The sequence below is a fragment of the Achromobacter sp. FW305-C-28 genome, from assembly GCF_058783235.1.
In genome coordinates, this window is the sequence record NZ_JBYSYL010000007.1 from 72,613 (window position 1) to 95,165 (window position 22,553).

At 68.6% G+C, this 22,553-nt stretch carries 20 protein-coding genes; 16 read left to right on the top strand and 4 right to left on the bottom strand.

What is annotated here, in order from left to right; genetic code table 11:
• Positions 1 to 19 precede the first annotated feature (19 nt).
• The 9 genes from AC3WMR_RS18170 to AC3WMR_RS18210 all read left to right on the top strand — a co-directional run bounded on the left by AC3WMR_RS18170 (position 20) and on the right by AC3WMR_RS18210 (position 7,660).
• The gene (locus tag AC3WMR_RS18170; protein ID WP_492265625.1) at positions 20 to 1,267 is read left to right on the top strand and encodes an NAD(P)/FAD-dependent oxidoreductase; all 1,248 of its coding nucleotides are present in this window, start codon (positions 20 to 22) and stop codon (positions 1,265 to 1,267) included.
• A gap of 7 nt (positions 1,268 to 1,274) precedes the next feature.
• Complete coding sequence (locus AC3WMR_RS18175) at positions 1,275 to 1,844, top strand: DUF3261 domain-containing protein (RefSeq protein WP_492265626.1); 570 nt, start codon at positions 1,275 to 1,277, stop codon at positions 1,842 to 1,844.
• Positions 1,841 to 3,040 carry a beta-ketoacyl-ACP synthase gene (locus AC3WMR_RS18180; protein ID WP_492265627.1) on the top strand — a complete coding sequence of 400 codons (1,200 nt, stop codon included), beginning with the start codon at positions 1,841 to 1,843 and terminating at the stop codon, positions 3,038 to 3,040. Before AC3WMR_RS18175 ends, AC3WMR_RS18180 begins: the two co-directional genes overlap by 4 nt.
• Positions 3,037 to 3,492: a hotdog family protein gene (locus AC3WMR_RS18185; protein ID WP_492265628.1), complete on the top strand. Its 456-nt coding sequence runs from the start codon at positions 3,037 to 3,039 to the stop codon at positions 3,490 to 3,492. The genes AC3WMR_RS18180 and AC3WMR_RS18185 overlap by 4 nt, the downstream gene beginning before the upstream one ends.
• Positions 3,489 to 4,220, top strand: coding sequence for a 3-oxoacyl-ACP reductase FabG (gene fabG / locus AC3WMR_RS18190; protein WP_492265629.1), 732 nt, complete (start codon positions 3,489 to 3,491; stop codon positions 4,218 to 4,220). Before AC3WMR_RS18185 ends, fabG begins: the two co-directional genes overlap by 4 nt.
• The gene (locus AC3WMR_RS18195; RefSeq protein WP_492265630.1) at positions 4,220 to 5,443 is read left to right on the top strand and encodes a beta-ketoacyl-ACP synthase; all 1,224 of its coding nucleotides are present in this window, start codon (positions 4,220 to 4,222) and stop codon (positions 5,441 to 5,443) included. Before fabG ends, AC3WMR_RS18195 begins: the two co-directional genes overlap by 1 nt.
• 35 nt (positions 5,444 to 5,478) lie before the next feature.
• Positions 5,479 to 5,919 carry an excinuclease gene (locus tag AC3WMR_RS18200; RefSeq protein WP_492265631.1) on the top strand — a complete coding sequence of 147 codons (441 nt, stop codon included), beginning with the start codon at positions 5,479 to 5,481 and terminating at the stop codon, positions 5,917 to 5,919.
• A gap of 137 nt (positions 5,920 to 6,056) precedes the next feature.
• Positions 6,057 to 6,518: a GatB/YqeY domain-containing protein gene (locus tag AC3WMR_RS18205; protein ID WP_025135414.1), complete on the top strand. Its 462-nt coding sequence runs from the start codon at positions 6,057 to 6,059 to the stop codon at positions 6,516 to 6,518.
• Positions 6,519 to 6,574: 56 nt separating this feature from the next.
• Positions 6,575 to 7,660, top strand: coding sequence for a hypothetical protein (locus AC3WMR_RS18210; protein WP_492265632.1), 1,086 nt, complete (start codon positions 6,575 to 6,577; stop codon positions 7,658 to 7,660).
• Between the two features lie 76 nt (positions 7,661 to 7,736).
• Here the strand turns inward: AC3WMR_RS18210 and dinB are convergent, their stop codons facing one another.
• Positions 7,737 to 8,819 carry a DNA polymerase IV gene (gene dinB / locus AC3WMR_RS18215; RefSeq protein WP_025135413.1) on the bottom strand — a complete coding sequence of 361 codons (1,083 nt, stop codon included), beginning with the start codon at positions 8,817 to 8,819 and terminating at the stop codon, positions 7,737 to 7,739.
• Positions 8,820 to 9,000: 181 nt separating this feature from the next.
• Between dinB and AC3WMR_RS18220 the strand changes: the two genes are divergently transcribed.
• Positions 9,001 to 9,426 carry a PaaI family thioesterase gene (locus AC3WMR_RS18220; RefSeq protein ID WP_445658658.1) on the top strand — a complete coding sequence of 142 codons (426 nt, stop codon included), beginning with the start codon at positions 9,001 to 9,003 and terminating at the stop codon, positions 9,424 to 9,426.
• Positions 9,427 to 9,430: 4 nt separating this feature from the next.
• Here AC3WMR_RS18220 and AC3WMR_RS18225 read toward each other — a convergent pair whose 3' ends face one another.
• Positions 9,431 to 9,883: a BPTD_2524 family lipoprotein gene (locus AC3WMR_RS18225; protein WP_492265633.1), complete on the bottom strand. Its 453-nt coding sequence runs from the start codon at positions 9,881 to 9,883 to the stop codon at positions 9,431 to 9,433.
• Positions 9,884 to 10,065: 182 nt separating this feature from the next.
• Between AC3WMR_RS18225 and AC3WMR_RS18230 the strand changes: the two genes are divergently transcribed.
• A complete protein-coding gene (locus tag AC3WMR_RS18230; protein WP_492265634.1) occupies positions 10,066 to 11,970 on the top strand; it encodes an alpha/beta hydrolase family protein in 1,905 nt (634 codons plus the stop codon).
• Here AC3WMR_RS18230 and AC3WMR_RS18235 read toward each other — a convergent pair.
• On the bottom strand, positions 11,960 to 13,189 hold the full coding sequence (locus tag AC3WMR_RS18235; protein WP_492265635.1) for a sensor domain-containing diguanylate cyclase: 1,230 nt from the start codon (positions 13,187 to 13,189) through the stop codon (positions 11,960 to 11,962). The genes AC3WMR_RS18230 and AC3WMR_RS18235 overlap by 11 nt on opposite strands.
• Before the next feature lie 553 nt (positions 13,190 to 13,742).
• Here AC3WMR_RS18235 and pgaA point away from each other — a divergent pair.
• The 4 genes from pgaA to pgaD are packed head-to-tail and all read left to right on the top strand — an operon-like array spanning position 13,743 to position 20,095.
• A complete protein-coding gene (pgaA, locus tag AC3WMR_RS18240) occupies positions 13,743 to 16,265 on the top strand; it encodes a poly-beta-1,6 N-acetyl-D-glucosamine export porin PgaA (protein WP_492265636.1) in 2,523 nt (840 codons plus the stop codon).
• Between the two features lie 7 nt (positions 16,266 to 16,272).
• Positions 16,273 to 18,312, top strand: coding sequence for a poly-beta-1,6-N-acetyl-D-glucosamine N-deacetylase PgaB (gene pgaB / locus AC3WMR_RS18245; RefSeq protein ID WP_492265637.1), 2,040 nt, complete (start codon positions 16,273 to 16,275; stop codon positions 18,310 to 18,312).
• Positions 18,309 to 19,646 carry a poly-beta-1,6-N-acetyl-D-glucosamine synthase gene (gene pgaC / locus AC3WMR_RS18250; RefSeq protein ID WP_492265638.1) on the top strand — a complete coding sequence of 446 codons (1,338 nt, stop codon included), beginning with the start codon at positions 18,309 to 18,311 and terminating at the stop codon, positions 19,644 to 19,646. Before pgaB ends, pgaC begins: the two co-directional genes overlap by 4 nt.
• Positions 19,643 to 20,095: a poly-beta-1,6-N-acetyl-D-glucosamine biosynthesis protein PgaD gene (gene pgaD, locus AC3WMR_RS18255; protein ID WP_492265639.1), complete on the top strand. Its 453-nt coding sequence runs from the start codon at positions 19,643 to 19,645 to the stop codon at positions 20,093 to 20,095. Before pgaC ends, pgaD begins: the two co-directional genes overlap by 4 nt.
• On the opposite strand, the gene AC3WMR_RS18260 is transcribed toward pgaD, so the two are convergent.
• A complete protein-coding gene (locus AC3WMR_RS18260) occupies positions 20,096 to 21,361 on the bottom strand; it encodes an MFS transporter (RefSeq protein ID WP_492265640.1) in 1,266 nt (421 codons plus the stop codon).
• Positions 21,362 to 21,564: 203 nt separating this feature from the next.
• Here AC3WMR_RS18260 and AC3WMR_RS18265 point away from each other — a divergent pair, with 203 nt between their 5' ends.
• A complete protein-coding gene (locus AC3WMR_RS18265) occupies positions 21,565 to 22,368 on the top strand; it encodes an AraC family transcriptional regulator (protein WP_492265641.1) in 804 nt (267 codons plus the stop codon).
• The last annotated feature ends 185 nt before the right edge of the window (positions 22,369 to 22,553 follow it).

The following is a 22,553-nucleotide window of genomic DNA, read 5'->3' on the forward strand; positions in this document are numbered from 1 at the left end:
CTTCAAGGAAACAGCCGGCATGGAACATCGGGAAGTGGTTGTCATCGGGGCAGGCCCCGCCGGGGCGGTGGCCGCCGCGCTGCTCAAGCGCCAGGGACATGACGTCTTGGTGCTCGAACGCCAGCAGTTTCCGCGCTTTTCCATCGGCGAAAGCCTGCTGGCCCACTGCCTGGAATTCATCGAAGAAGCCGGCATGATGCCGGCCGTACAGGCGGCCGGCTTCCAGGTCAAGAACGGCGCCGCCTTCGCCCGCGGTGAACGCTATACCTACTTTGATTTCCGCGACAAGTTCACTGCCGGCCCCGGCACCACCTTCCAGGTACAGCGCGCCCAGTTCGACAAGGTGCTGGCCGACGACGCCGCGCGCCAGGGTGTAGAAGTGCGCTACCAGCAGGAAATGACCGCCGCCGATTTCTCGGGCGACGGCCCGCTCCTGGACGTGCGCGGCGCCGATGGCAGCCAATACCAGGTGCGCAGCCGGTTCGTGCTGGACGCCAGCGGCTACGGCCGCGTGCTGGCGCGTCTGCTCGATCTGGAACGGCCGTCGTCGATGCCGCCGCGCAAGGCCATCTTTACCCACATCGAAGACCGCATCGACGACCCCGGTTTTGACCGCGACAAGATTCTCATCAGCGTGCACCCCGAACAGAGCGGCATCTGGTATTGGCTGATACCGTTCTCGAACGGCCGCTGCTCGTTCGGCGTGGTGGGCGGACAGGACCTGTTCGGCGGCCCCGACCAAGACCTGATGACCACCCTGCGCGCCATGGCCGACGCCGCCCCCAACCTGAAGCGGGTGCTGCGCAACGCCGTGTGGGACACGCCCGCCAACACCATTGGCGGCTATTCCGCCAGCGTCACCCGGCTGCACGGCGAAGGCTTCGCCCTGCTGGGCAACGCCGCCGAATTCCTGGACCCCGTGTTCTCGTCCGGCGTCACCATCGCGCTGCGCTCGTCCAAGCTGGCCGCCGACGCCCTGCACCGCCAGCTGGGCGGCGACACCGTCGACTGGCAGGCCGATTTCGCCGACCCGCTGATGGTCGGCGTCGAGACCTTCCGCGCCTACGTGCAAGGCTGGTACAGCGGCGAATTCCAGGATGTGGTCTTCTATGAAAACGCCCAACCCGAGATCCGCCGCATGATCAGTTCGATCCTGGCCGGCTACGCCTGGGACCAGACCAACCCGTTCGTGGCCAGCCCGCAGCGCCGCCTGCGCATGCTGAGCGAACTGTGCCGCGCGCCCGGCGCCGAACCGGTACCCGCCTGACCCGCCCATGACGCCCGCTTTCTTCCCGTTCCCGCCACTGCCGCGCGCCATCCGCCACACGGCCGCTGCCGCGCTGGCCCTGGCGCTGCTGGCCGGGTGCGCCGGGGCGCCGCCGGTGCCTGCCCGGCTGGCGCCGTTCGACCTGCCGCGCCAGCTGCACGTGGTGCAGTCGCGCCCCGGCCAGCCCGTGCAGGACACGCTGCTGGTGGTGCAGCGCGAGGCCGGCGCCACACGCTGGTCGCTGTTCGACCCCATGGGCGTGCCGCAGGCGCGCCAGATGCTCGAAGACGGCCGCTGGCGCAACGACGGCTTCCTGCGGCCCAACGCCCAAGCGCGCGACCTGTTTGCCGCCCTGGTGTTCGCCTGGACGCCCGAAGCCGACCTGGACGCCGCTTACGGCGCTGGCAGCTGGCGCGCCAGCCAGGCGGCCGACGGCGCAGCGCAGCGCGAGCTGCTGCAACGCGGCCAGGCGCGCTGGACCGTACGCTGGCCGCAAGGCGCGGCCGCGGGCGAACTCGATATCCGCGATGCCGACGGCAGCACCTGGCACGTCGCGCCGCTGAAGGAGCAGCCATGAACACCTGGTTGAACACCCCGGGCGTGGTCTGCGCGCTGGGCGCCGGCATCGAGACCGTGGCACGCGCCGCCCTGGCAGGCGACACCGGCGGCATGCGCCGCCAGGCCGGCTGGGTCGCCGGCCGAGAACTCACACTGGGCGCCTGCGCCACGCCGCTGCCCGCCATCCCCGACACCTTTGCGGCGCATCACCACAGCCGCAACAACCAGTTGCTGCTGGCCGCGGCCCGCCAGATCGAAGCCCCGCTGCGCGCTGCGGTGGCCCGCCACGGCGCGCACCGGGTCGCCGTGGTGCTGGGCACCAGCACGTCGGGCGTCAATGACAACGCGCCCGCGTTCCGCCCCCTGGCGGCCGAGGGTGCCTGGCCCGCCAGCTACGACTACCGGCGCCAGGCGCTGTCTGCGCCCGCCTCGTTCCTGGCCGAATGGCTGGGCGCCACCGGCCCGGCCTACACGCTGTCCACCGCCTGCACCTCCAGCGCCCGCGCCTTGCTTTCCGCGCGGCGCCTGCTGGCCCTGGGCCTGGCCGACGCCGTGGTCTGCGGCGGCGCCGACACGCTGTGCCGCCTGACCATCAATGGCTTCGCCACCCTGGAAGCGGTGGACGAAGCCCTGTGCCTACCGTTCTCGGCCAACCGCCGCGGCATCAACATCGGCGAGGCCGGCGTGCTGTTCCTGATGCAGCGCGAACCCGCTGGCGATGACGCGGTAGCCCTGCTGGGCGGCGGCGCCAGTTCCGACGCCTGGCACATGTCTGCGCCCGAACCCACCGGCGCCGGCGCGCTGCAGGCCATGCGCGCCGCCCTGCGGTCCGCCGACCTGGCGCCCGCCGACATCGGCTGGGTCAACCTGCACGGCACCGGCACGCAGCACAACGACGCCATGGAAAGCCTGGCGGTGCACGCACTGTTTGCGCAAGGCGTGCCGTGCGCCTCGACCAAACCCCTGACCGGCCACGCGCTGGGCGCCGCCGGCGCGCTTGAAGCGGCGCTGGCCTGGATCACCCTGGCGCCGGCCAACGCCGACGGCCGGCTGCTGCCCCACGTGTGGGACGGCCAGCCCGATCCGGCCCTGCCCGCGCTGGACTTCTCCACCACGCAGCACCGCTATGCGCCGGGCCGGCCGCGCGTGGCCATGAGCAACTCGTTCGCCTTCGGCGGCAACAATGCCAGCCTGATCCTGGGGATGCCATCATGACCGCCTGGCCCATCGCCAGCCTGCTGCCGCACGCGGGCAACATGATCATGATCGACGAGGTGCTGACGCACGACGCCGACAGCCTCACCGCGCGCACGGTCGTCAAGCCCGGCCCCTACTCGCTGCCCGACGGTTCGCTGCCGCCGTGGCTGGGCCTGGAACTCATGGCCCAGGCCGTGGGCGCCTGGGCCGGCTGCCAGGCGCGGCTGGCCGGCACCGACGTCAAGCTCGGCTTTCTGCTGGGCACGCGCCGCTACGATTGCCACGCCGACAGCCTGCCGGCCGGCGCCATGCTCACCATTCCCGTCAAGCGCGGGTTCATCGACGACAGCGGCATGAGCGTCTTCGAATGCGAACTGCGCGACGGCGACCGCCTGCTGGCGGCCGCCCGGCTGAACGTCTACCAGCCCAAGGACCCCAACGTTTTCATCCAGGAAGATTCGCCCCAATGAGCGCCGCCCCCATTCTCGTCACCGGCTCCAGCCGCGGCATCGGCCGCGCCATCGCGTTGGCCCTGGCCGACGCCGGCCACGACCTGGTACTGCACTGCCGCCAGCAACGCGCCCAGGCAGAAGCCGTGCAGGCTGAAGTCGCCGCCCGCGGCCGCCAGGCGCGCGTGCTGCGGTTCGACGTCGCCGACCGCGCCCAGTGCGCCGCCGTGCTGCAGGCCGATGTCGACACCCACGGCGCCTACTACGGCGTCGTGCTCAACGCCGGCCTGACCCGCGACGGCGCCTTTCCCGCCCTGACCGGCGACGACTGGGACCAGGTGCTGCGCACCAACCTGGACGGCTTCTACAACGTGCTCAGCCCACTGGCGATGCCCATGATCCGCCGCCGCGCCCCCGGCCGGGTGGTCTGCATGGCATCGGTCTCGGGCCTGGTCGGCAACCGCGGCCAGGTCAACTACAGCGCGTCCAAGGCCGGCCTGATCGGCGCCGCCAAGGCCCTGGCCGTGGAACTGGCCAAACGCCAGATCACCGTCAATTGCGTGGCCCCCGGCCTGATCGACACCGACATGATCGACGAGCACGTGCCCGTCGATGAAATCCTGAAAGCCATTCCCGCCCAGCGCATGGGCCGCCCCGAAGAAGTCGCGGCCACGGTCGCATTCCTGATGTCGCCGGGCGCCGCCTACATCACGCGCCAGGTCATCGCCGTCAACGGAGGTCTTTGCTGATGAAACGCGTCGTCATCACCGGCATGGCCGGCATCAGCGCGCTGGGGTCCGACTGGGCCACCATCCAGCAGGCGTTCCAGGCCGGCCGCAGCGCCATCCGGGTCATGCCCGACTGGTCACGCTACACCGAACTGAACACCCGCCTGGGCGGCCCCATCGACGACTTCCAGGTGCCCGCCCACTGGACGCGCAAGCAACTGCGCAGCATGGGCCGTGTGTCGCAGCTGAGCGTGCGCGCCGCCGAACTGGCGCTGGACGGCGCCGGCCTCCTGGGCGACCCGATCATCGCCGATGGCCGCATGGGCGTGGCCTGCGGCTCGTCGGTGGGCAGCACCGCCGAAATCCGCGCCTTCGGCAACATGCTGCTGAACGGCGTCACCGACGACTTGAACGCCAATTCCTACGTGCGCATGATGCCGCACACCACCGCGGCCAACGTCGGTATCTTCTTTGAACTGAAAGGCCGCATCATCCCGACGTCCAGCGCCTGCACCTCGGGCAGCCAGGGCATCGGCTATGCCTTCGAGGCCATCCGCTACGGCCGCCAAGACCTGATGCTGGCTGGCGGCGCCGAAGAATTGTGTCCCAGCGAAGCGCTGGTCTTCGACGCCCTGTACGCCACCAGCCAGAAGAACGACACGCCTGAACTGACCCCGCGCCCCTACGACCGTGACCGCGACGGCCTGGTCATCGGCGAAGGCGGCGGCATGCTGGTGCTGGAATCGCTGGAACACGCCCAGGCCCGCGGCGCCACGATCTACGCGGAAATCGTCGGCTTCGGCAGCAATTCCGACGGCACCCACATCACCCGGCCCGAAGCCCGCACGATGCGCATCGCGATGGAAATGGCGCTGGCCGACGCCGGCCTGGCGCCCGACGCCATCGGCTATGTCAACGGCCACGGCACCGCCACCGAGCAGGGCGACATCGCCGAAACCCAGGCCACCCACAGCCTGTTCGGCGCGCGCATGCCGATCAGCTCGCAGAAGAGCTACCTGGGCCACACCCTGGGCGCCTGCGGCGTGCTGGAGTCCTGGTTCAGCATCGAAATGATGCGCGGCGACTGGTATGCACCCACGCTCAACCTTCAGAACGTCGACCCGCGCTGTGGCGACCTGGACTATCTGCGCGAAGGCCGCCGCATGAGCCACGAATACGTCATGAACAACAACTTCGCCTTCGGCGGCATCAATACGTCGCTGATTTTCCGCCGCTGGCCTTGAACCCTTCCCTCAACCTGTCACCTGGAACGCAACCCATGAACGTCTCCCATAAGCTGTTTGGCGCCCTGGCCCTGTCGCTGGCCTGCTCGGCCCCCGTGCTCGCCCGGGACACCTCGGTCTACCAGCCCCTGGAAGCGGCCGTTGACGCCGCGCTGGCCGGTGGCAAGATCGACGGCAGCGTCAAGTTCTACCTGGCCGGCACCGGCCCCAAAGGCCGCGTCGTGGAAGCTGGCGTGGTCACCAACCGCAAGACCAACGCCGTCGGCAAGTCCGACGACGAAGCGTGCCTGTGGGTCGCCCAGTCGGCCGTGATCGCCCTGCACGAAGCCGCCAAGAAGGCCGGCGCCAATGCGGTCACCAATATCGTTAGCTACTACCGCAAGAACGAATACAGCAACAAGATCAACTACGAGTGCCATGCCGGCGCCACCGTGGCGGGCGTCGCCCTGCGCGGCGATCTGACCAACGTGAAGTGACCCTTGCCCGGGCCCCGGGGCCGACGCCCAGCCCGCGGCTGCGCTGCGGGGCGCACCGACGCGGATGACTGCCACCCGCCCTTGGCCCGGGCCGGTTAAACTTCCGCTTTGCCGCAACACCACACAAAGGTTCCCCCATGAGCTCCGCTACGCTCAAGACCCGCCTGTCCGACGCCGTCAAGGACGCCATGCGCGCCAAGGCGAGCGAACGCCTTGCCACCCTGCGCTTCCTGCTGGCCGCGGTGAAGCAGAAAGAAGTGGACGAGCGCCGCGACCTGACCGACGCCGAAATCACCGCCATCATCGAAAAGCAGGTCAAGCAACGCCGCGAATCCATCGCCGCGTTCGAGCAGGCCGGCCGCACCGAAACGGCAGAACAGGAAAAGGCCGAATTGGTCGTGCTGCAGGAATTCCTGCCGCAGGCCGCCACGCCTGAAGAAGTGGCCGCCGCCATCGACGCCGCCTTGGCCGACGTGGCCGCCCAGGGCGTCACCGGCGCTCCGGCCATGGGCAAGGTCATGGCCCTGCTCAAGCAATCGCTGGCCGGCCGCGCCGACATGACCGCGCTGTCGCAGCAAGTCAAAGGGCGGCTCGCCTGAAGCCGCCCGCCAGCGCCATCGCGCTGGACGCCGTCGCCCCGCCCTTGCGCGGGGCGATGCGCGACTGTGTCGAGGCCATCAATATCGGCCGCCGGCATTTCGAATCCCGCTACGACACCACCCTTGCCGATCCGCTGAAGGCAGACCCGGACGCCCTGCGCCGCCTGTCTGACGCCATTGCGCCGGTCATCGAGGCCTTGGCCGCCGCGCCCGACAACGGCTACGGCTGGGGTTGCGGCGGCGGCTCCCCGCTGGCCTACCGCGAAGCGCGCAAGGTCACGTTGGGCCTGTGGCGCGGCAGCCATCATTCCAGCCGACCCGACGCCGACGGCGCGCTGGACTACTCCCGCTGCCTGTACCTGTTGTTCCAGGCCGCGCGCCTGTCGCCCGCCGGCATGGCGCAGGCCGTGGCCGGGCTGCAAGACGACATCGTCTTCAATCACGTCACCTTGCACATCATCGAAGACGCGCTGGCCCTGGCCGCGCAAGACGGCGCCGGCCAGGCCGCCCGCGCCGCGGCCGTCGAAGCCTACGTCCAGCAGCTGCGTACCACCCAAATCTTTCGCGAAGAAGACAACCGTTACCAGGGCTACCGCATCCTGCTGCGCGATGCCGCCGATCATGGCGACGCCGCCGCCGCCCTGAAACTGCTGCCCCAGTGCAACACGCGCAGCGAACGCGACGAGATCGCCATCATCAAGAGCCGGCTGGTGGCCAGCGTCAGCGCGCGTGACGGGCTGCAGGCGGCGTTGGACCTGTGCGACCACAAGCGTATCGGCCCGGCCTGCCGCGAATACGCCTTGCAGCCGGTCGTGGACGCCGGGCAGTACCAGGCGGTGCAGGCCGCGCTGACCGCACACCCCGACCTGGCCAGCGTCGACAGCGGCGACGGCCTGGCGTTCCTGGTGCCTGCGTTCTGCCAGCAGCAGAAAAAAGCGGCCGACCCACCGGATACCGTGCAATTCGATGCGCTGTTCGAACGCGTGAACGCCATGAACCCCAAGCTCAAGCACGGCGATGCGCGGCTGCGCGACTGGCTGCTGCTGGAGCTGGGGCTGGCCTCGCGGGACAAGGCCTACATCGCGCGCTGCCGCAAGGCCATCAAGCACAATTCCATCAAGCGCGAGCTGGACCCGGCGTAGCCCGATTCCGCATGCGCGGACGCATACTCGGACGCACACACGGATTCAGCAGCGCTCCGCTCGAGCACGCCCCTCGCTAGAACGCCCCGCCGAACAGATCCGGCTGACGCGACTGCTCGGCCGGATCGGCGAAGTTGCTCATGCCCACCCCCGCCAGCCGGTACAGCGTATCGGCCGGCAATTCCACCCGCTCGCACAGCAGCCGCGCCACCGCCGCCAGCTCGGCGGCCGACGACGGCGGATTGGGGCTGGTCTGGCTGCGCGTCAGAATGCGAAAGCGGTCAGTCTTGAGCTTGAGCACCACCGTACGACCCAGCGCGCCCTTCTTCAGCGCCTGGTCCCAGACCTTGTCCGCCATGCGGTCGATGGCATCGCCCAGCGCATCCAGCCGGATATCTTCCGAAAACGTGGTTTCGGCCGACACCTGCTGCAGCGGCTGGTCGGTCTGTACCTCGCGTTCGTCGATGCCCCGCGCCAGCTCAAACAGGCGCCGCCCATAGCGGCCGAAATAGTGTTCGAGTTCTTCGGCGCCGTGCGTGGCCAGGTCGCCCACGGTATGGATGCCTAACTGTTCCAGCCGGGCCTGCGTCACCTTGCCCACGCCCGGCACCTTGCGCACCGGCAGTGGCTGCAGGAATTCCAGCACCTTGGTCGGGCGGATCACGAACTGGCCATCGGGCTTGTTCCAGTCGGACGCTATCTTGGCCAGGAACTTGTTGGGCGCAATGCCGGCCGAAGCCGTCAGCCCGGTTTCGGTACGGATCTGCTGGCGGATCACCTGCGCCACCTCGGTCGCCGACGGCAGGCCAAGCTTGTTGACGGTGACGTCCAGATAGGCCTCGTCCAGCGACAGGGGTTCGATCAGGTCGGTGTGGCGGGCGAAGATCTGGCGGATCTGGCGCGAGACGTCGCGGTACCGGTTGAAATCGGGCGGCACGTAGACCGCCTGCGGACAGAGCCGCTGCGCGCGGATGGCCGACATGGCCGAATGCACGCCAAAGCGGCGCGCCTCGTACGAGGCGGCGCACACGACCGAGCGCGGTCCGGTCCAGGCCACCACCACCGGCTTGCCGCGCAGGTCGGGGTTGTCGCGCTGTTCCACCGACGCGTAGAACGCGTCCATGTCGATGTGTACGATCTTGCGGCTGGGCTCGCTCATGGGGCAAAACGGTTGCAGGCAAAACGGGCGCGGACCCTGCAACGAGTTCGATCAACGAACACTATCGAAGGCCCACTGGACGCTTGCCGGACACCCGGGAGTGCCAGGCCATGCGCGCGCCGGAAAAGTGGATATTATGACCGGCAAATTCCCGACTTCTTCCATTCCGCACACCGCTTCCATGACTGCAACCGCAACCCCCGCCCCGGGTGAGTATTTCGGCCTGGCGATTCCCTTCATGAGTTTTCTGGGCCTGGTGCCCGAAAGCATCGCGCCGGCCTACGCCCGCACCACGCTGCCCTGGCGCCAAGACCTGACCAACAGCCGCGGCGACGTGCACGGCGGCACCCTGATGAGCGTGCTGGACTTCACCCTCAGCGCCGCCGCTCGCGGGTCGGCCGACGCCACCGAAGGCATGGCCACGATCGACATGAACACCACGTTCCTGTCCCCCGCCACCGGCGACCTGATCATCGAAGCCCGCTGCCTGCGCCGCGGCGCATCCATCGCCTTCTGCGAAGGCGACATCCGCCGCGCCGACGGCGAACTCGTCGCCCGCGCCACCGCCACCTTCAAGATCATCCGCCGCCGACCTGGCGGCGATTGATTCTCTACCTCAGATCACGAGACGACTTGGCCGGCGGGCGCGGGTCCAGCGGCATGTAGGACGAGCACGACGTCAGGTTGTAGTAGATCGCGTCCTGCATGGCGCGCATCGCGGCCGCGTCCCAGGTGCCCTTGCCCCACATCACGATGCGGGTGTCGGTGGTCTTGGGGCCCGCCGCCTTGAGGTCGACGCGGGTCATTTCGTTGTCGGTGTAGGGCGCCAGCACCCGCACCACGCCGGACTGCGCGCTTTCGTCCAGGTTGGACACCACGCGGTAGGCGTTGTCGGTGCTGCGCAGGCAGGCATTGGCCTGGCGCACGACGGTCGCGTAGGCGTCCTTGTAGTTCACGGGCGCCTTGAATTCGCTGTGCGGCGACGCGCTGTCTTGCGAGATGCCGAGCGAGCAGCCCGCCAGGCCCAGGGCCAGCGCCGACACCGCGACCAGATTCCTAACCATGTGATTCTCCAGATTGATAGCCGCGATTATCCCGCAAACGAGGCAATCCCGGGGACCGCTCCCGGCGGGACAATTCGGTCACCCGGCGGTTCGACACCCCGGGCGCGGCTATGGCATTATCGATGAGTCCGGCGGCAAGTGCAGCCGGCTGCATCCGTCGGAGGTCCGCCTTGCTCTCATTCATGAAACACACCCTTCTGGCTGCCGGCATCGTCGGCGCTTCGCTGGGCGCTCACGCCGCGCAGCCCCCCCGTGCCTACCCGCTGAAAGACTTCTTCCGCAATCCGGAACGCGGCTTTTTCCGCCTGGCCGACGACGGCAAGACCCTGGGCTTCATGCAGCCCACCAGCGTGGACGGCAAGCCGCCCCGCATGAACATCTACGTGCAGGCCCTGGAAGGCAGCAAGCCGGTGGGCGAACCCCGCAAGCTGACCAGCGAAACCGCCCGTGACATCAGCAATTTCTTCTGGAAAGGCCCCGACGTGGTGCTCTACCAGAAAGACTTCGGCGGCGACGAGAACTTCCACGTCCTGGCGGTGGACGCCAAGACCGGCAAGATCACCGACCTGACCCCGTATGACGGCGTGCGCGCCAGCATCGAAGACGATCTCGAAGACGATCCCGACCACATCCTGATCAGCCACAACCAGCGCGACCCGCAGGTGTTCGACGTCTACCGCGTCAACGTGCACACCGGCGCCGGCGTGCTGGTAGCCCAGAACCCCGGCAATATCGTCGGCTGGCAGACCGACCACGCCGGCAAGGTGCGCGCGGCCGTCACCAGCGACGGCCTGAACACCACCCTGCTCTACCGCGACAACGAAGCCTCGGAATTCCGTCCGCTGCTCACCACCGACTACCGCACCAGCGTCAGCCCGGCCTTCTTCACCTTCGACGACAAGAAGTTCTACGCCCTGTCCAACCGCGGCCGCGACAAGCTCGGCCTGGTGGTCATCGACCCGGCCACGCCCGACAAAGAAGACGAGATCTTCACCCCGGACACCGTCGACCTCGACGCCGCCGGCTTCTCGCGCAAGCGCCGCGTCCTGACCGTCGCGTCCTACCAGACCGACAAGCCGCAGTTCAAGTTCTTCGACAAAGAAACCGAAACGCTGTTCAAGAACCTGTCGGCCAAGCTCGAGGGCTACCAGTTCGCCATCCAGGGCGCCAACCGCGACGAAGACAAATTCATCGTCGCCGCCTACAACGACCGCACGGCGGGTTCGCGCTACATCTACGATGCCCGCGCCGACACGCTCAGCAAGCTGGCCGACATCAACCCGGCCCTGCCCGAGGCCGACATGGCGCGGGTGCAGCCCATCAGCTACCAAAGCCGCGACGGCCTGACCATCCACGGCTACCTGACGCTGCCGGCCGGCCGCGACCCCAAGAACCTGGCGTGCATCGTCAATCCGCACGGCGGTCCGTGGGCCCGCGACGGCTGGGGCTACAACCCTGAAGTGCAGTTCCTGGCCAACCGCGGCTTCTGCGTGCTGCAGATGAACTTCCGCGGGTCCACCGGCTACGGCCGCCGCTTCTGGGAAGCCAGCTTCGGCCAATGGGGCCTGAAGATGCAGGACGACATCACCGACGGCGTGCAGTGGCTGGTGCAGCAAGGCATTGCCGACCCCAAGCGCATCGGCATCTATGGTGCCAGCTACGGCGGCTACGCCACGCTGGCGGGCGTGACCTTCACGCCTGACCTGTACGCGGCCGCGGTCGACTACGTGGGCGTGTCCAACCTGTTCACGTTCATGAAGTCGATTCCGCCCTACTGGAAGCCGATGCTGGCCAAGATGCAGGACATGGTCGGCGACCCCGAACGCGACAAGGCCCGCCTGGCGGCCACCTCGCCCGCGCTGCACGCCGACAAGATCAAGACGCCCCTGTTCATTGCCCAGGGCGCCAAGGACCCGCGCGTCAACAAAGACGAAAGCGACCAGATGGTCAAGGCGCTGAAGGCCCGCGGCGTCGAAGTGGAATACATGGTCAAGGACAACGAAGGCCACGGCTTCCACAATGACGAAAACAAGTTCGAGTTCTACGAGGCGATGGAAAAGTTCTTCACCCAGCACCTCAAACCGTAGGGCTTTGCGCCGGCGTCGCCAACGCGGCGGCGCCGTCTTCCCGGGCGGCCGCCTGGCGGCCCGGCAGGCGCCCGCTCCAGGCCATCTCGATGCGGTCGCGCCCCAGTTCCTTGGCCTTGTACAGCGCCAGGTCGGCGCGGGCCAGAATCCCATCGGCCGTATCGCCCGACTGAAACGTCGCCACGCCGCCGCTGGTGGTCATGCGCACTTCCTGCCCTTGCAGGTAAAGCGGCGAATCCCGCAATGCATCGCACACCCGCTGGGCCTGCACCAGCGCATGGGCGGCATCACAGCCATACATCAGCAGCACGAATTCCTCGCCCCCCAGGCGGCCGAAACGGTCGCTGGCGCGCACCGCCTTGGGCACCACCTGGGCGAAATGCCGCAACGCGCTGTCGCCCGCCGCGTGGCCGTGGCGGTCGTTGATGGACTTGAAGTGGTCGATGTCCAGCACCAGCACGGCCAGCCGGCCGTCGCCGCGCTCGCAGCGCTGCAATTCATGTTCCAGCTCGTCCAGGATGCTGCGGCGCGAATAGGCGCGCGTCAGGCTGTCGAAGGTCAGCGCGGCCTGCATCTGCTCGGACAGCGTCGTCTGGATCAACAGTAGCAGCGCCAGGAACAGCGCCGGCACCGTCACCGAACCGCAGACAATGAAGAACAGGCCCCACGGCGCCGGGTCCAGCAGCGACGCCGCATGGACCCAGCCGCTGCCGTAGACCACGGCGCGCAGCGCACTCAACGCGGCCAGGCCGAACATCGACAACATCACGTACAGCATCACGCCCGGCGTCTGGATGCGTTGGCGCTGGCGATAGACCACCCGCCCCGTGGCGCCCATCAACACACAGGTGTAGCCGGAAAAAAGCGTCATGCGCCCGACCAGGTTATCCGTGGCATACAGCATCAGCGCCATGGCCAGGATGCCGACGACGGCGGCCACGGCGGCGCGCCGCGCATGCGGGCGCAGGCCGAAGAACTGCCGCACGCCTACGTACACCAGGCTCATCGCGGCCAGCCACGCGGCGTTGGACACCATCACGTAAAGGCTGGGCGGCACGAGGTCGGCCGAGGCATAAGCCAAGAGCGACAACACCGCCAGCGCGTTGGCCACTGTGAAGGTCCGCACGCCCTCGATGCCGCGCGCATGAAACGGCAGCAGCAGCGGCAGCGCCAGCGCCGTCGCCAGGCCCCAGACCAGAAAAAATAGAGCAGTCGTCATGTGTTTGCCGGCTTCTCGCCCCCGTGGGCGGTCGCCGTCGCTTGGAACATCTGTTGCACCGGATTCACAGTCGGGGACACGTTACACACTCGCATCTTTGACGTTTTTTGTTACCAGCAAGGCAAAAGGCCCCTGCCATCTCCGTCGCGTGAAACGTTCCGTGCCGGGTCGGCCCGACTGTCGGCATACCGCCACGACGGTTGTGCGGTATGCGGCAGAGAATACGCCAAGGCTTAGCAAAGCGGCCCATCCTTTGCAGTAATTGACAGTTGGATTCGCCGAAAACCCATAAAGTTCGACCTGTCGACGGCGCCACCAGAAGCGCTGCGATCACGCCCTGCGGGCGTGGCGCGTACTAGCCATGCACTCCCTGATTTCCGCGCGAGTGCGAAGGTCCCCGTAGCGGGCGCCGCGCAGTGAAAACCTGAACGCTCATCCCCTTCGCCGCCGGCGCCGTTGGCGCTTGCGCTGCGCATGATTTGGCAACGCGGCCTGCCCGCGTCCGGCCGGCGGAGCCACGAGCGCCCATATCGCAACTGCGGAAGTGCTACAGATGCTGAAAAAAGGAACGCCCCGACGGGGCGAGGACGCCCGCCACGCCCCGATTACGCCGCTGGCCACGCCCCGGCGGCGCACGGCCAGCCCCTGCTGGCAGGCGCTGACGGCCTGCGCGGTGCTGGCGCCGGCCCTGGCGTGGGCCGCGCCGACCAACGATTACGACGCGCTGATCGCACGCGCCCGGGCCGGCGATTACGAACCTGCGCTGGCCATGCTGCGCCAGCAAGGGCCGGGCGCCGGCCGCCAGGCAGTCTACGACCACATCGTCATCGCCAGTTGGGCCGGCAAGCCCGCCGAAACCGTGGCCGCCTACGAAACGCTGCCGGCCGCCGCCGCCCTGCCCGCCGACATCCAGCTGGCTGCAGCGCGCGCCTATCGCGACCTGCAGCGTTGGCCCGAAGCCCTGGCCGCGTACCGCGCCGGCCTGCGCCGCCACCCCGGCCAGGCCGCCTTTGCCGCCGGTGAAATCATGACCCTGGCCGACGCCGGCCAGACCGCCGCGGCGCGCGAGGCGGGCCAAGCCTGGATCCAGCGCGAACCGCGCAACGCCGACGCCCGCCTGGCCCTGAGCTACGTCCACGCGCGCCTGCGCCAGCCGTACGAGGCCCTGCACCAGGCCGACCAGGCGCTGGCCATCGCCCCCGGCACGCCCTACGTGCTGCGCGAATACATCGACGCGCTCAGCCGCGCCCGCATGGCCGAACAGGCCTTGACGCTGGCCCGCCAACATCCCGACCTGTACAACGCCGCCCAGCTGCGGCGCCTGGAGGCCGACGCCGTGGCCCAACAAGTGCGGCTGGCGTCCATGCCCACCCGCAGCGAAGCCGAACGCTTCGTCATCGCCGACCGCGCCCTGGCCCGTTACGCCGACCTGATTCCCGCCTGGCAGGCGCTGGGCGAACCGGCGCAGGCCGACGTGCTGCGCGCCCGCATCGACCGCCTGCATGCGCTGCATGCGCGGGTTCGCATGGCCGACCTGGTGGCTGAATACGAGGCGTTGCGCGCGCAGGGCGTGGCCGTGCCGCGCTATGCGCTGAACGACGTGGCGTCGGCCTACCTGTATCTGCGCCAACCGGAAAAAGCGCGCGACCTGTACCGCGACGTTGCCGCCGACGACGCCTGGCGCCAGGACGATCCCGAAGACCGCCTCAGCACCGAGACCGGCCTGTACTACGCGCTGGCCGAAGCCGAACAGTTCGACCAGACCGCCCCGGTCACCGACGCGGTCGGTTCGGGCTATGCCCCGTGGCTGTATTACAAAGGCCAGGCCACCCGCAACCCCAACGACCTGAAGCTGGCCAGCGCCCAGACCGTGGCGTCCGCGCGGCTGCTGGCCGACGACACGGTGGCCGCCCAGCAGCAACAGGAAGACATGGTCGCCAACGCGCCCAACAATTCCACGCTGCGCGCCGACCTGGCGTCCACCTACCGCAAGCGCGACTGGCCGCGGGCGTCCGAACGCGAACTGAAGCTGGCCGAAACGCTGGCGCCGCGCGCGTTGTCGGTCGAAAACGGCCAGGGCTTCACCGCCATGGATCTGCAGGAATGGCGCCAGGCCGAAGCCCTGTCCGCCGACACGCTGGCACGCGCGCCCGACGACCTGACCAGCCGCCGCCTGGCCCGCGAATGGGAAGTGCACAACAAGGCCGAACTGCGCATCGAAGGCTACCGCGGGCTGGCGTCCGACAGCCCGGTGAACGGCAATGGCGACTTCGGCATCGACGCGGTGCTGTACTCGCCGCCCATCGACTACAACTGGCGCGCCTTTGGCGGCGGCGGTTACGCCACCGGCAATTTCGAGGAAGGCCGCGGCAACTACCGCTGGCTGCGCACCGGCGTCGAGTGGCGCGGCCGCGACCTGACCGTGGAAGGCGAAGTCTCGACCCACAGCTATGGCCACGGGGTCAAACCCGGCGTGCGCCTGTCGGCCGCCTACGACCTGGACGACCACTGGCAAGTAGGCGGTGGCGGCGAAATCATGTCGCGCGAGACACCGCTGCGCGCCTTGACCAACGACATCTCGTCCAACCGGCTGAACGGCTTTGTACGCTGGCGCGCCAACGAGCGGCGCGAATGGACGCTGTCGCTGGCGCCGTCGCGTTTTTCCGACGGCAACCAGCGCTGGGAATTGGGCCTGGCCGGCCGCGAACGCGTCTACACCGCGCCGCACCTGAAGGCCGACCTGACGCTGGACCTGTCGACCCAGCGCAACAACCGCGACGACGCGCCCTACTTCAATCCCCGCTCGGACCTGATGCTGCTGCCCGGCGCACGCGCCACGCACACGCTGTACCGGCGCTACGAAACCGCGTGGGAACAGATCGGCACGCTCGGGGCCGGCACCTATACCCAGCAGGGCTACGGCACCGGCGGCGTCATCGCCCTGGGCTACGGCCAGCGCTACCGCGCCAACGACGTGCTGGACATGGGCGCCATGGTCACCGGCATCAGCCGCCCGTACGACGGCCAGCGCGAGCGCGAACTGCGCATCACGTTCGACCTTGCCTATCGCTTCTGAGACCGACATGCTGCTCAAGCTACCCACCCGCATTTTCCTGGCAGCCTTGCTGCTGGGGCTCATCCTGGTGCTGACCGCGTGCGCCAAGGACATCCCCGTCTACACGCCGCCGTCCGCGCGCCCCCTGGCCGCGGCTGAACAACCCTGGCAACCCGGCCACTTCCTGGCGCTGGCCTACCACGATGTGGAAGACGAAGACCCCGACCAGGGCTTTCTCAGCGTGCGCACCGACCGCCTGGTCGACCAGTTGGCCTGGCTGCGCGAAAACGGCTACCAGGCCGTCACCGTCGACCAGATCCTGGCGGCGCGGCAAGGCGGCACGCCGCTGCCCGAGCGCGCCGTGCTGCTGTCGTTCGACGACGGCTACCGCAGCTTCTACACCCGCGTGCTGCCCATCCTGAAGGCCTACCGCTGGCCCGCCCTGCTGGCCCCCGTGGGCACCTGGATGGACACGCCGGCCGACAAGCCCGTGGACTTCGGCGGCAGCCCCGAGCCGCGCGGCCGCTTTCTGAACTGGGACGAGATCCGTGAAATCTCGCAGTCGGGCCTGGTCGAGATCGCCGCGCACACCAACGCCTCGCACTACGGCGCGCTGGCCAATCCGCAAGGCAATACCGAGCCCGCCGCCGCCGTGCGCGCCTACGACGCCGCCGCCGGCCAATACGAAACCGAAGCGCAGTTCAACGCCCGCATGGGCGCCGACGTGGCCGCCATCAGCCGCAAGATCGAGCGCGTGACGGGCAAGGCGCCGCGCGTCTGGGTCTGGCCCTACGGCGCCGAAGGCGGCACCACCCTGCGCATCACCGCCGAACACGGCTACCAGCTGGCCCTGACGCTGGAAGACGGCGCCGGCCGGCTCGACCGGCTGATGTCCACCCCGCGCCTGCTGCTGGCCAGCGATCCGGCGCTGAAGTCCTTCGCCAACAGCGTCGTGGGCATGGAAGCCACGCCCTTCATGCGCGTGGCCCACGTGGACCTGGACTACGTCTACGACCCGGACCCGGCCCAGACCGACCGCAACCTGGGCGAGCTGGTGCAGCGCATTCTGGACATGCAGATCAACACCGTGTTCCTGCAGGCCTATTCGGACCCCACTGGCGACGGCCTGGTGCGTTCGGTGTACTTCCCCAACCGCTGGCTGCCGATGCGCGCCGATCTGTTCAACCGCGCCGCCTGGCAGCTGCACAACCGCGCCAACGTGATGGTCTACGCCTGGATGCCGGTGCTGGCCTATGACCTGGACCCGGCCATCGCGCGGGTCACGCGCTGGCAGCCGGACTCGCCGCAGGCCGCGCCCCAGCCCGACCCCGACCAGTACCGCCGCCTGTCGCCGTTCGACGCCACCGCGCGGGCCCGCATCGGCGACCTGTACGAAGACCTGGCGCGCCACGCGATCTTCGACGGCATCCTGTTCCATGACGACGCGGTGCTGTCCGACTTCGAAGACGCCAGCCCTGGCGCGCTGGCCGCCTACCGCGCCGCCGGCCTGCCGGGCGACATCGCGCAACTGCGCGCCGACCCCGCCACGATGCAGCGCTGGACTCGCGTGAAGAGCCGCGCGCTGATCGACTTCACCGCCGAACTGACCGCCAAGGTGCGCGCCGTGCGCGGCCCGCAGATCAAGACCGCGCGCAACATCTTCGCCATGCCGATCCTGGACCCGCAGTCCGAAGCCTGGTTCGCGCAGAACCTGGACGACTTCCTGGGCGCCTACGACTGGACCGCGCCGATGGCCATGCCGCTGATGGAAAACGTGCCCAAAGGCCAGGAAAACGCCTGGCTCGACCGGCTGGTCGACCAGGTGGCCAAACGCCCCCGCGGCCTGGACCGCACCGTGTTCGAACTGCAGGCGCGCGACTGGCGCACGGGCCCCGGCCGCCCCGAAGTGACGCCGGTGGACACCGCCGTGCTGGCCGGCTGGATGCAGCGCCTGCAACTGCGCGGCGCCCGCAGCTTCGGCTACTACCCCGACGACTTCTCGCAAGACCAGCCCCGGCTGCAAGGCATCCGGCCCGCCATCTCTGAAGCGTGGTACCCCATCCGATGATCGACCGACTGATCGCCCTGATTATCCTGCTGGCGGTGCTTGGCGCGCCGTTCGGCTTCACCATGATGCTGACCGGCCAGGCGCTGCTCGGCTTCGTCTTCTTCTACCCCCTGTTCATGTCCGGCATGTGGATGGCCGGCGGCCTGTACTTCTGGTGGCACTGGGAACGGCGCTGGGACTGGGGCCCCGGCCGCCCGCCGCCCGCCCTGGCCGGCGACCCGCTGGTGTCGATCCTGGTGCCCTGCTACAACGAGGCCGACAACGGCGAAGAGACCTTGCTGGCCGCACTGGGCCAGCACTATCCGAACATCGAGGTCATCGCCATCAATGATGGTTCCAGCGACGGCACGGGCGCCATGCTGGACCGCCTGGCCGCGCAGCATCCGCGCCTGCGCGTCGTGCACCTGGCGCAGAACCAGGGCAAGGCCATGGCGCTGCGCATGGGCGCCCTGGCCGCACGCAGCGAATACCTGGTGTGCATCGACGGCGACGCGGTGCTCGACCCCGACGCCGCCGCCTACCTGGTGGCGCCGCTGATCGACAACCCGCGGGTCGGCGCCGTCACCGGCAACCCGCGCATCCGCACCCGCTCGACCCTGATCGGCCGCATCCAGGTCGGCGAGTTCTCGTCCATCATCGGGCTGATCAAGCGCACCCAGCGCGTCTACGGCCAGGTCTTCACCGTGTCCGGCGTGGTCGCGGCCTTTCGCCGCGCCGCGCTCGACCGGGTGGGCTACTGGAGCCTGGACATGATCACCGAAGACATCGACATCAGCTGGAAGCTGCAACGCGACCACTGGTCGATCTTCTACGAGCCGCGCGGCCTGTGCTGGATCCTGATGCCGGAAACGCTGCGCGGGCTGTGGAAGCAGCGCCTGCGCTGGGCCCAGGGCGGCGCCGAGGTGTTCCTGAAGAACCTGCGGTCGATCTGGACCTGGCGCCACCGCCGCCTGTGGCCGCTGATGCTGGAATTCTGCCTGTCCACCGCCTGGGCCTTCGCCTTTGGCGTGTCGGTGCTGCTGTGGCTGGTGAGCCAGGTCGTGACCCTGCCGCACAACATGCACATCGCCAGCCTGATGCCGCCTGCCTTCACCGGCATGATGCTGGCCGTGGTCTGCCTGCTGCAGTTCGCCGTCAGCATCCTGATCGACCGCCGCTACGAGCCCGGCCTGTGGCGCGCGCTGTATTGGGTCATCTGGTATCCGCTGGCGTACTGGATGGTCAGTCTGTTCACCACCCTGGTCAGTTTCCCCAAAGTCATGCTGCGCAAGCAGGCCCGGCGCGCGCGCTGGACCAGCCCCGACCGCGGCATCAAATCTTCGGACGCCTCATGATCATCACCACGCAACGTTCGCGCGCGGGCTACCTGTTCGACCTGCTGCTGACGGCGGCAGGCTGGTTCGCCTTCGTCTACCTGTTCGGTTCCGGCATCGCCGCCATCCTGCGCGGCGCCGCCAGCGGCCCGCAGGCGCCGCTGTGGCCGACCTTCCTGCCCACGCTGCACACGCTGGCCGGCTACGCCCTGCTGGCGCTGGCCAACGCCGCCGTGCTGGTGGCGTGGGCCGTCTACAACCACCTGCGCTTTCGCGGCAAAGACCGCCGCCAGCCCATCGATGCCCTGACCGACCATCAACTGGCCATGAGCTTCGCGGTGACGCCGCAGCAACTGGCCCAGCTGCGCGGCGCCCGCATCGCCGTCATCCACCACAGTGGCGATGGCGAAATCCGGGGCATCGAAGCGGCGCGGCCGCGGCTGGCGGCAGTGGCGGGCGCCGCGGCCTGATCAGGCCTGCTTGCGCGCCACCGGTTTTCGCTCCACATTCGGCAGCAGCACCGCCACCACGCCCAAGAGCGGCAGGTACGCGCACACCTGGTACACATAGCCGATGCTGGTCGCGTCGGCCAGCTTGCCCAGCGCGGCCGCGCCCAGCCCGCCCATGCCGAAGGCAAAGCCGAAGAACAGGCCCGCGATCATGCCGACCTTGCCCGGCACCAATTCCTGCGCATACACCACGATGGCCGAGAACGCCGACGCCAGCACCATGCCGATGATCACCACCAGCACGCCCGTCCAGAACAGGTTGGCGTAGGGCAGCATCAGCGTGAACGGCGCCACGCCCAGGATCGACACCCAGATCACGATCTTGCGGCCGATGCGGTCGCCCACCGGCCCGCCCACCACCGTGCCTACCGCCACCGCGGCCAGGAACAGGAACAGGTACAGCTGGGCTTCCCGCACGGACAAGGCGAACTTGTCGATCAGGTAGAACGTGAAATAGCTGTTCAGGCTGGACAGGTAGAAGTACTTGGAAAACACCAGCAGGCCCAGCACCCCCAACGCACCCAGCACCTGGTTGCGCGTCAGGCCGTTGTCCGCGCCTTCGCGCCGGGCGCGCGGTTTCAGACGCACGCGGTTGGCGCTGTACCAGCGGCCAATGCCCGTCAGCACCACGATGCCGAACAGCGCGGCCAGCGAAAACCAGGCCACGCTGCCCTGGCCGTGCGGAATGATGAACAGCGCCGCCAGCAGCGGCCCCAGGGCCGACCCGACGTTGCCGCCCACCTGGAACAGCGACTGCGCCAGGCCGTGGCGCCCGCCCGAAGCCATGCGCGCCACCCGCGACGACTCGGGGTGGAACACCGACGAGCCCGTGCCCACCAGCACCGCGGCCACCAGCAGCCAGCCGAACGACGGCGCCACCGACAGCAGCAGCAAGCCCACCAGCGTGAAGCCCATGCCCACCGGCAGCGAATACGGCTTGGGATTGCGATCGGTATAGAAACCGATGAAGGGCTGCAGCAGCGACGCCGCCAATTGGTACACCAGCGTGATCAGGCCGATCTGCGCGAATGACAGGCTGAACGACTCCTTCAGCATCGGGTAGATGGCCAACAGGATCGACTGGATCATGTCGTTCATCAGGTGCGCCACGCTGATCGCGCCCAGCACCTTGAAGGCGGTGGACGGATCGGACACGGCGGGGGTCGGCGCGGCCGCCGGGGCGGACAGGTCCGGCAGGTCGGCGGCGGGATTCTGGGCGGAATTCATGGGGTGGCGGGATCAGGAAAAAAAGGACCCTGCGCCGGCGATACGCCAGGAACAGGGGGCCATCGGGGCGACAAGACGCCTCGCACAGGTCCCAGTGTAGGAACGGCGGCGTTCCCCTGCCTGCCAATTTTCGTCGGGAAAGTGACAAAATAGCCTCATCCCTACCCTTATTTCGGCCTCATCCTGTTGCTGGAAGTGACACCATGCCGACCTGGCCCACCCGCCCCGACCCCGCCCGCAGCATCGACGCGCAGGACTACCAGCACCGTCCGCGCAGCGTCACCGCCATGGCCAAGGAATTCTCGGCCGGCGCCCGCACCGGCGCCCACTCACACCCGCGTGCCCAGTTGATTTACGCCGTCCAGGGGGTGATGCACGTCACCACGCCCAGCGGCTTCTGGGCCCTGCCGCCCCTGCGCGCGCTGTGGGTGCCTGCGGGCGTGCCGCATGGGGTCGACATGATCGGCGCGGTCTCGATGCGTTCGCTCTACATCCAGCCCGATGCCGCCCACACGTATTGGCCGCAGTGCCAGGTCATCGAGGTCAGCGGCCTGTTGCGCGAACTGATCCTGACCCTCACCGCCGAGCCCATCGACTATCCGCTGGGCGGCCGGGCCGAGCAGGTGGCCGCGCTGATCCTGTCCGAGCTGGCCGCCGCCCGCGTGGTGCCGATCCAGATTCCCTGGCCGCGCGACCGCCGCCTGCAGACCATCTGCGAGGCCATCCTGGACCAGCCCGGCCTGCAGCGCGGCATTGAAGACTGGGGCAGCGAAGTCGGCGCCAGCGCGCGCACACTGATCCGGCTATTCCAGGCTGAATTGGGACTGAATTACCGACAATGGGTGCAGCAGGTGCGGCTGGCCGACGCCGTCTGCCGGTTATCTTTGGGAGAGCCGGTCGCGCGCATCGCGGCCGATCTCGGCTACCGCAGCCCCAGTGCGTTCAGCGCCATGTTTCACCGCGCGCTGGGTGCACCGCCGCAACGCTACCTGCAAAACGCCGCATGACATCTGCAACCGGCCTTGCCGTTTGTCACGGCGCGCAATACATTTCACGGCGCGCTTGTGCAGCGCCGCAGCGCGAAACCCGCGCAGCGCGTATGCTCAACCCCGTCCCTATATCCTTTACCCGTCGTGCGGACCATCCCGCCGGGCAAGTTTGGTTACTGAAACCTTCCGGTGCGGTCGCCGGT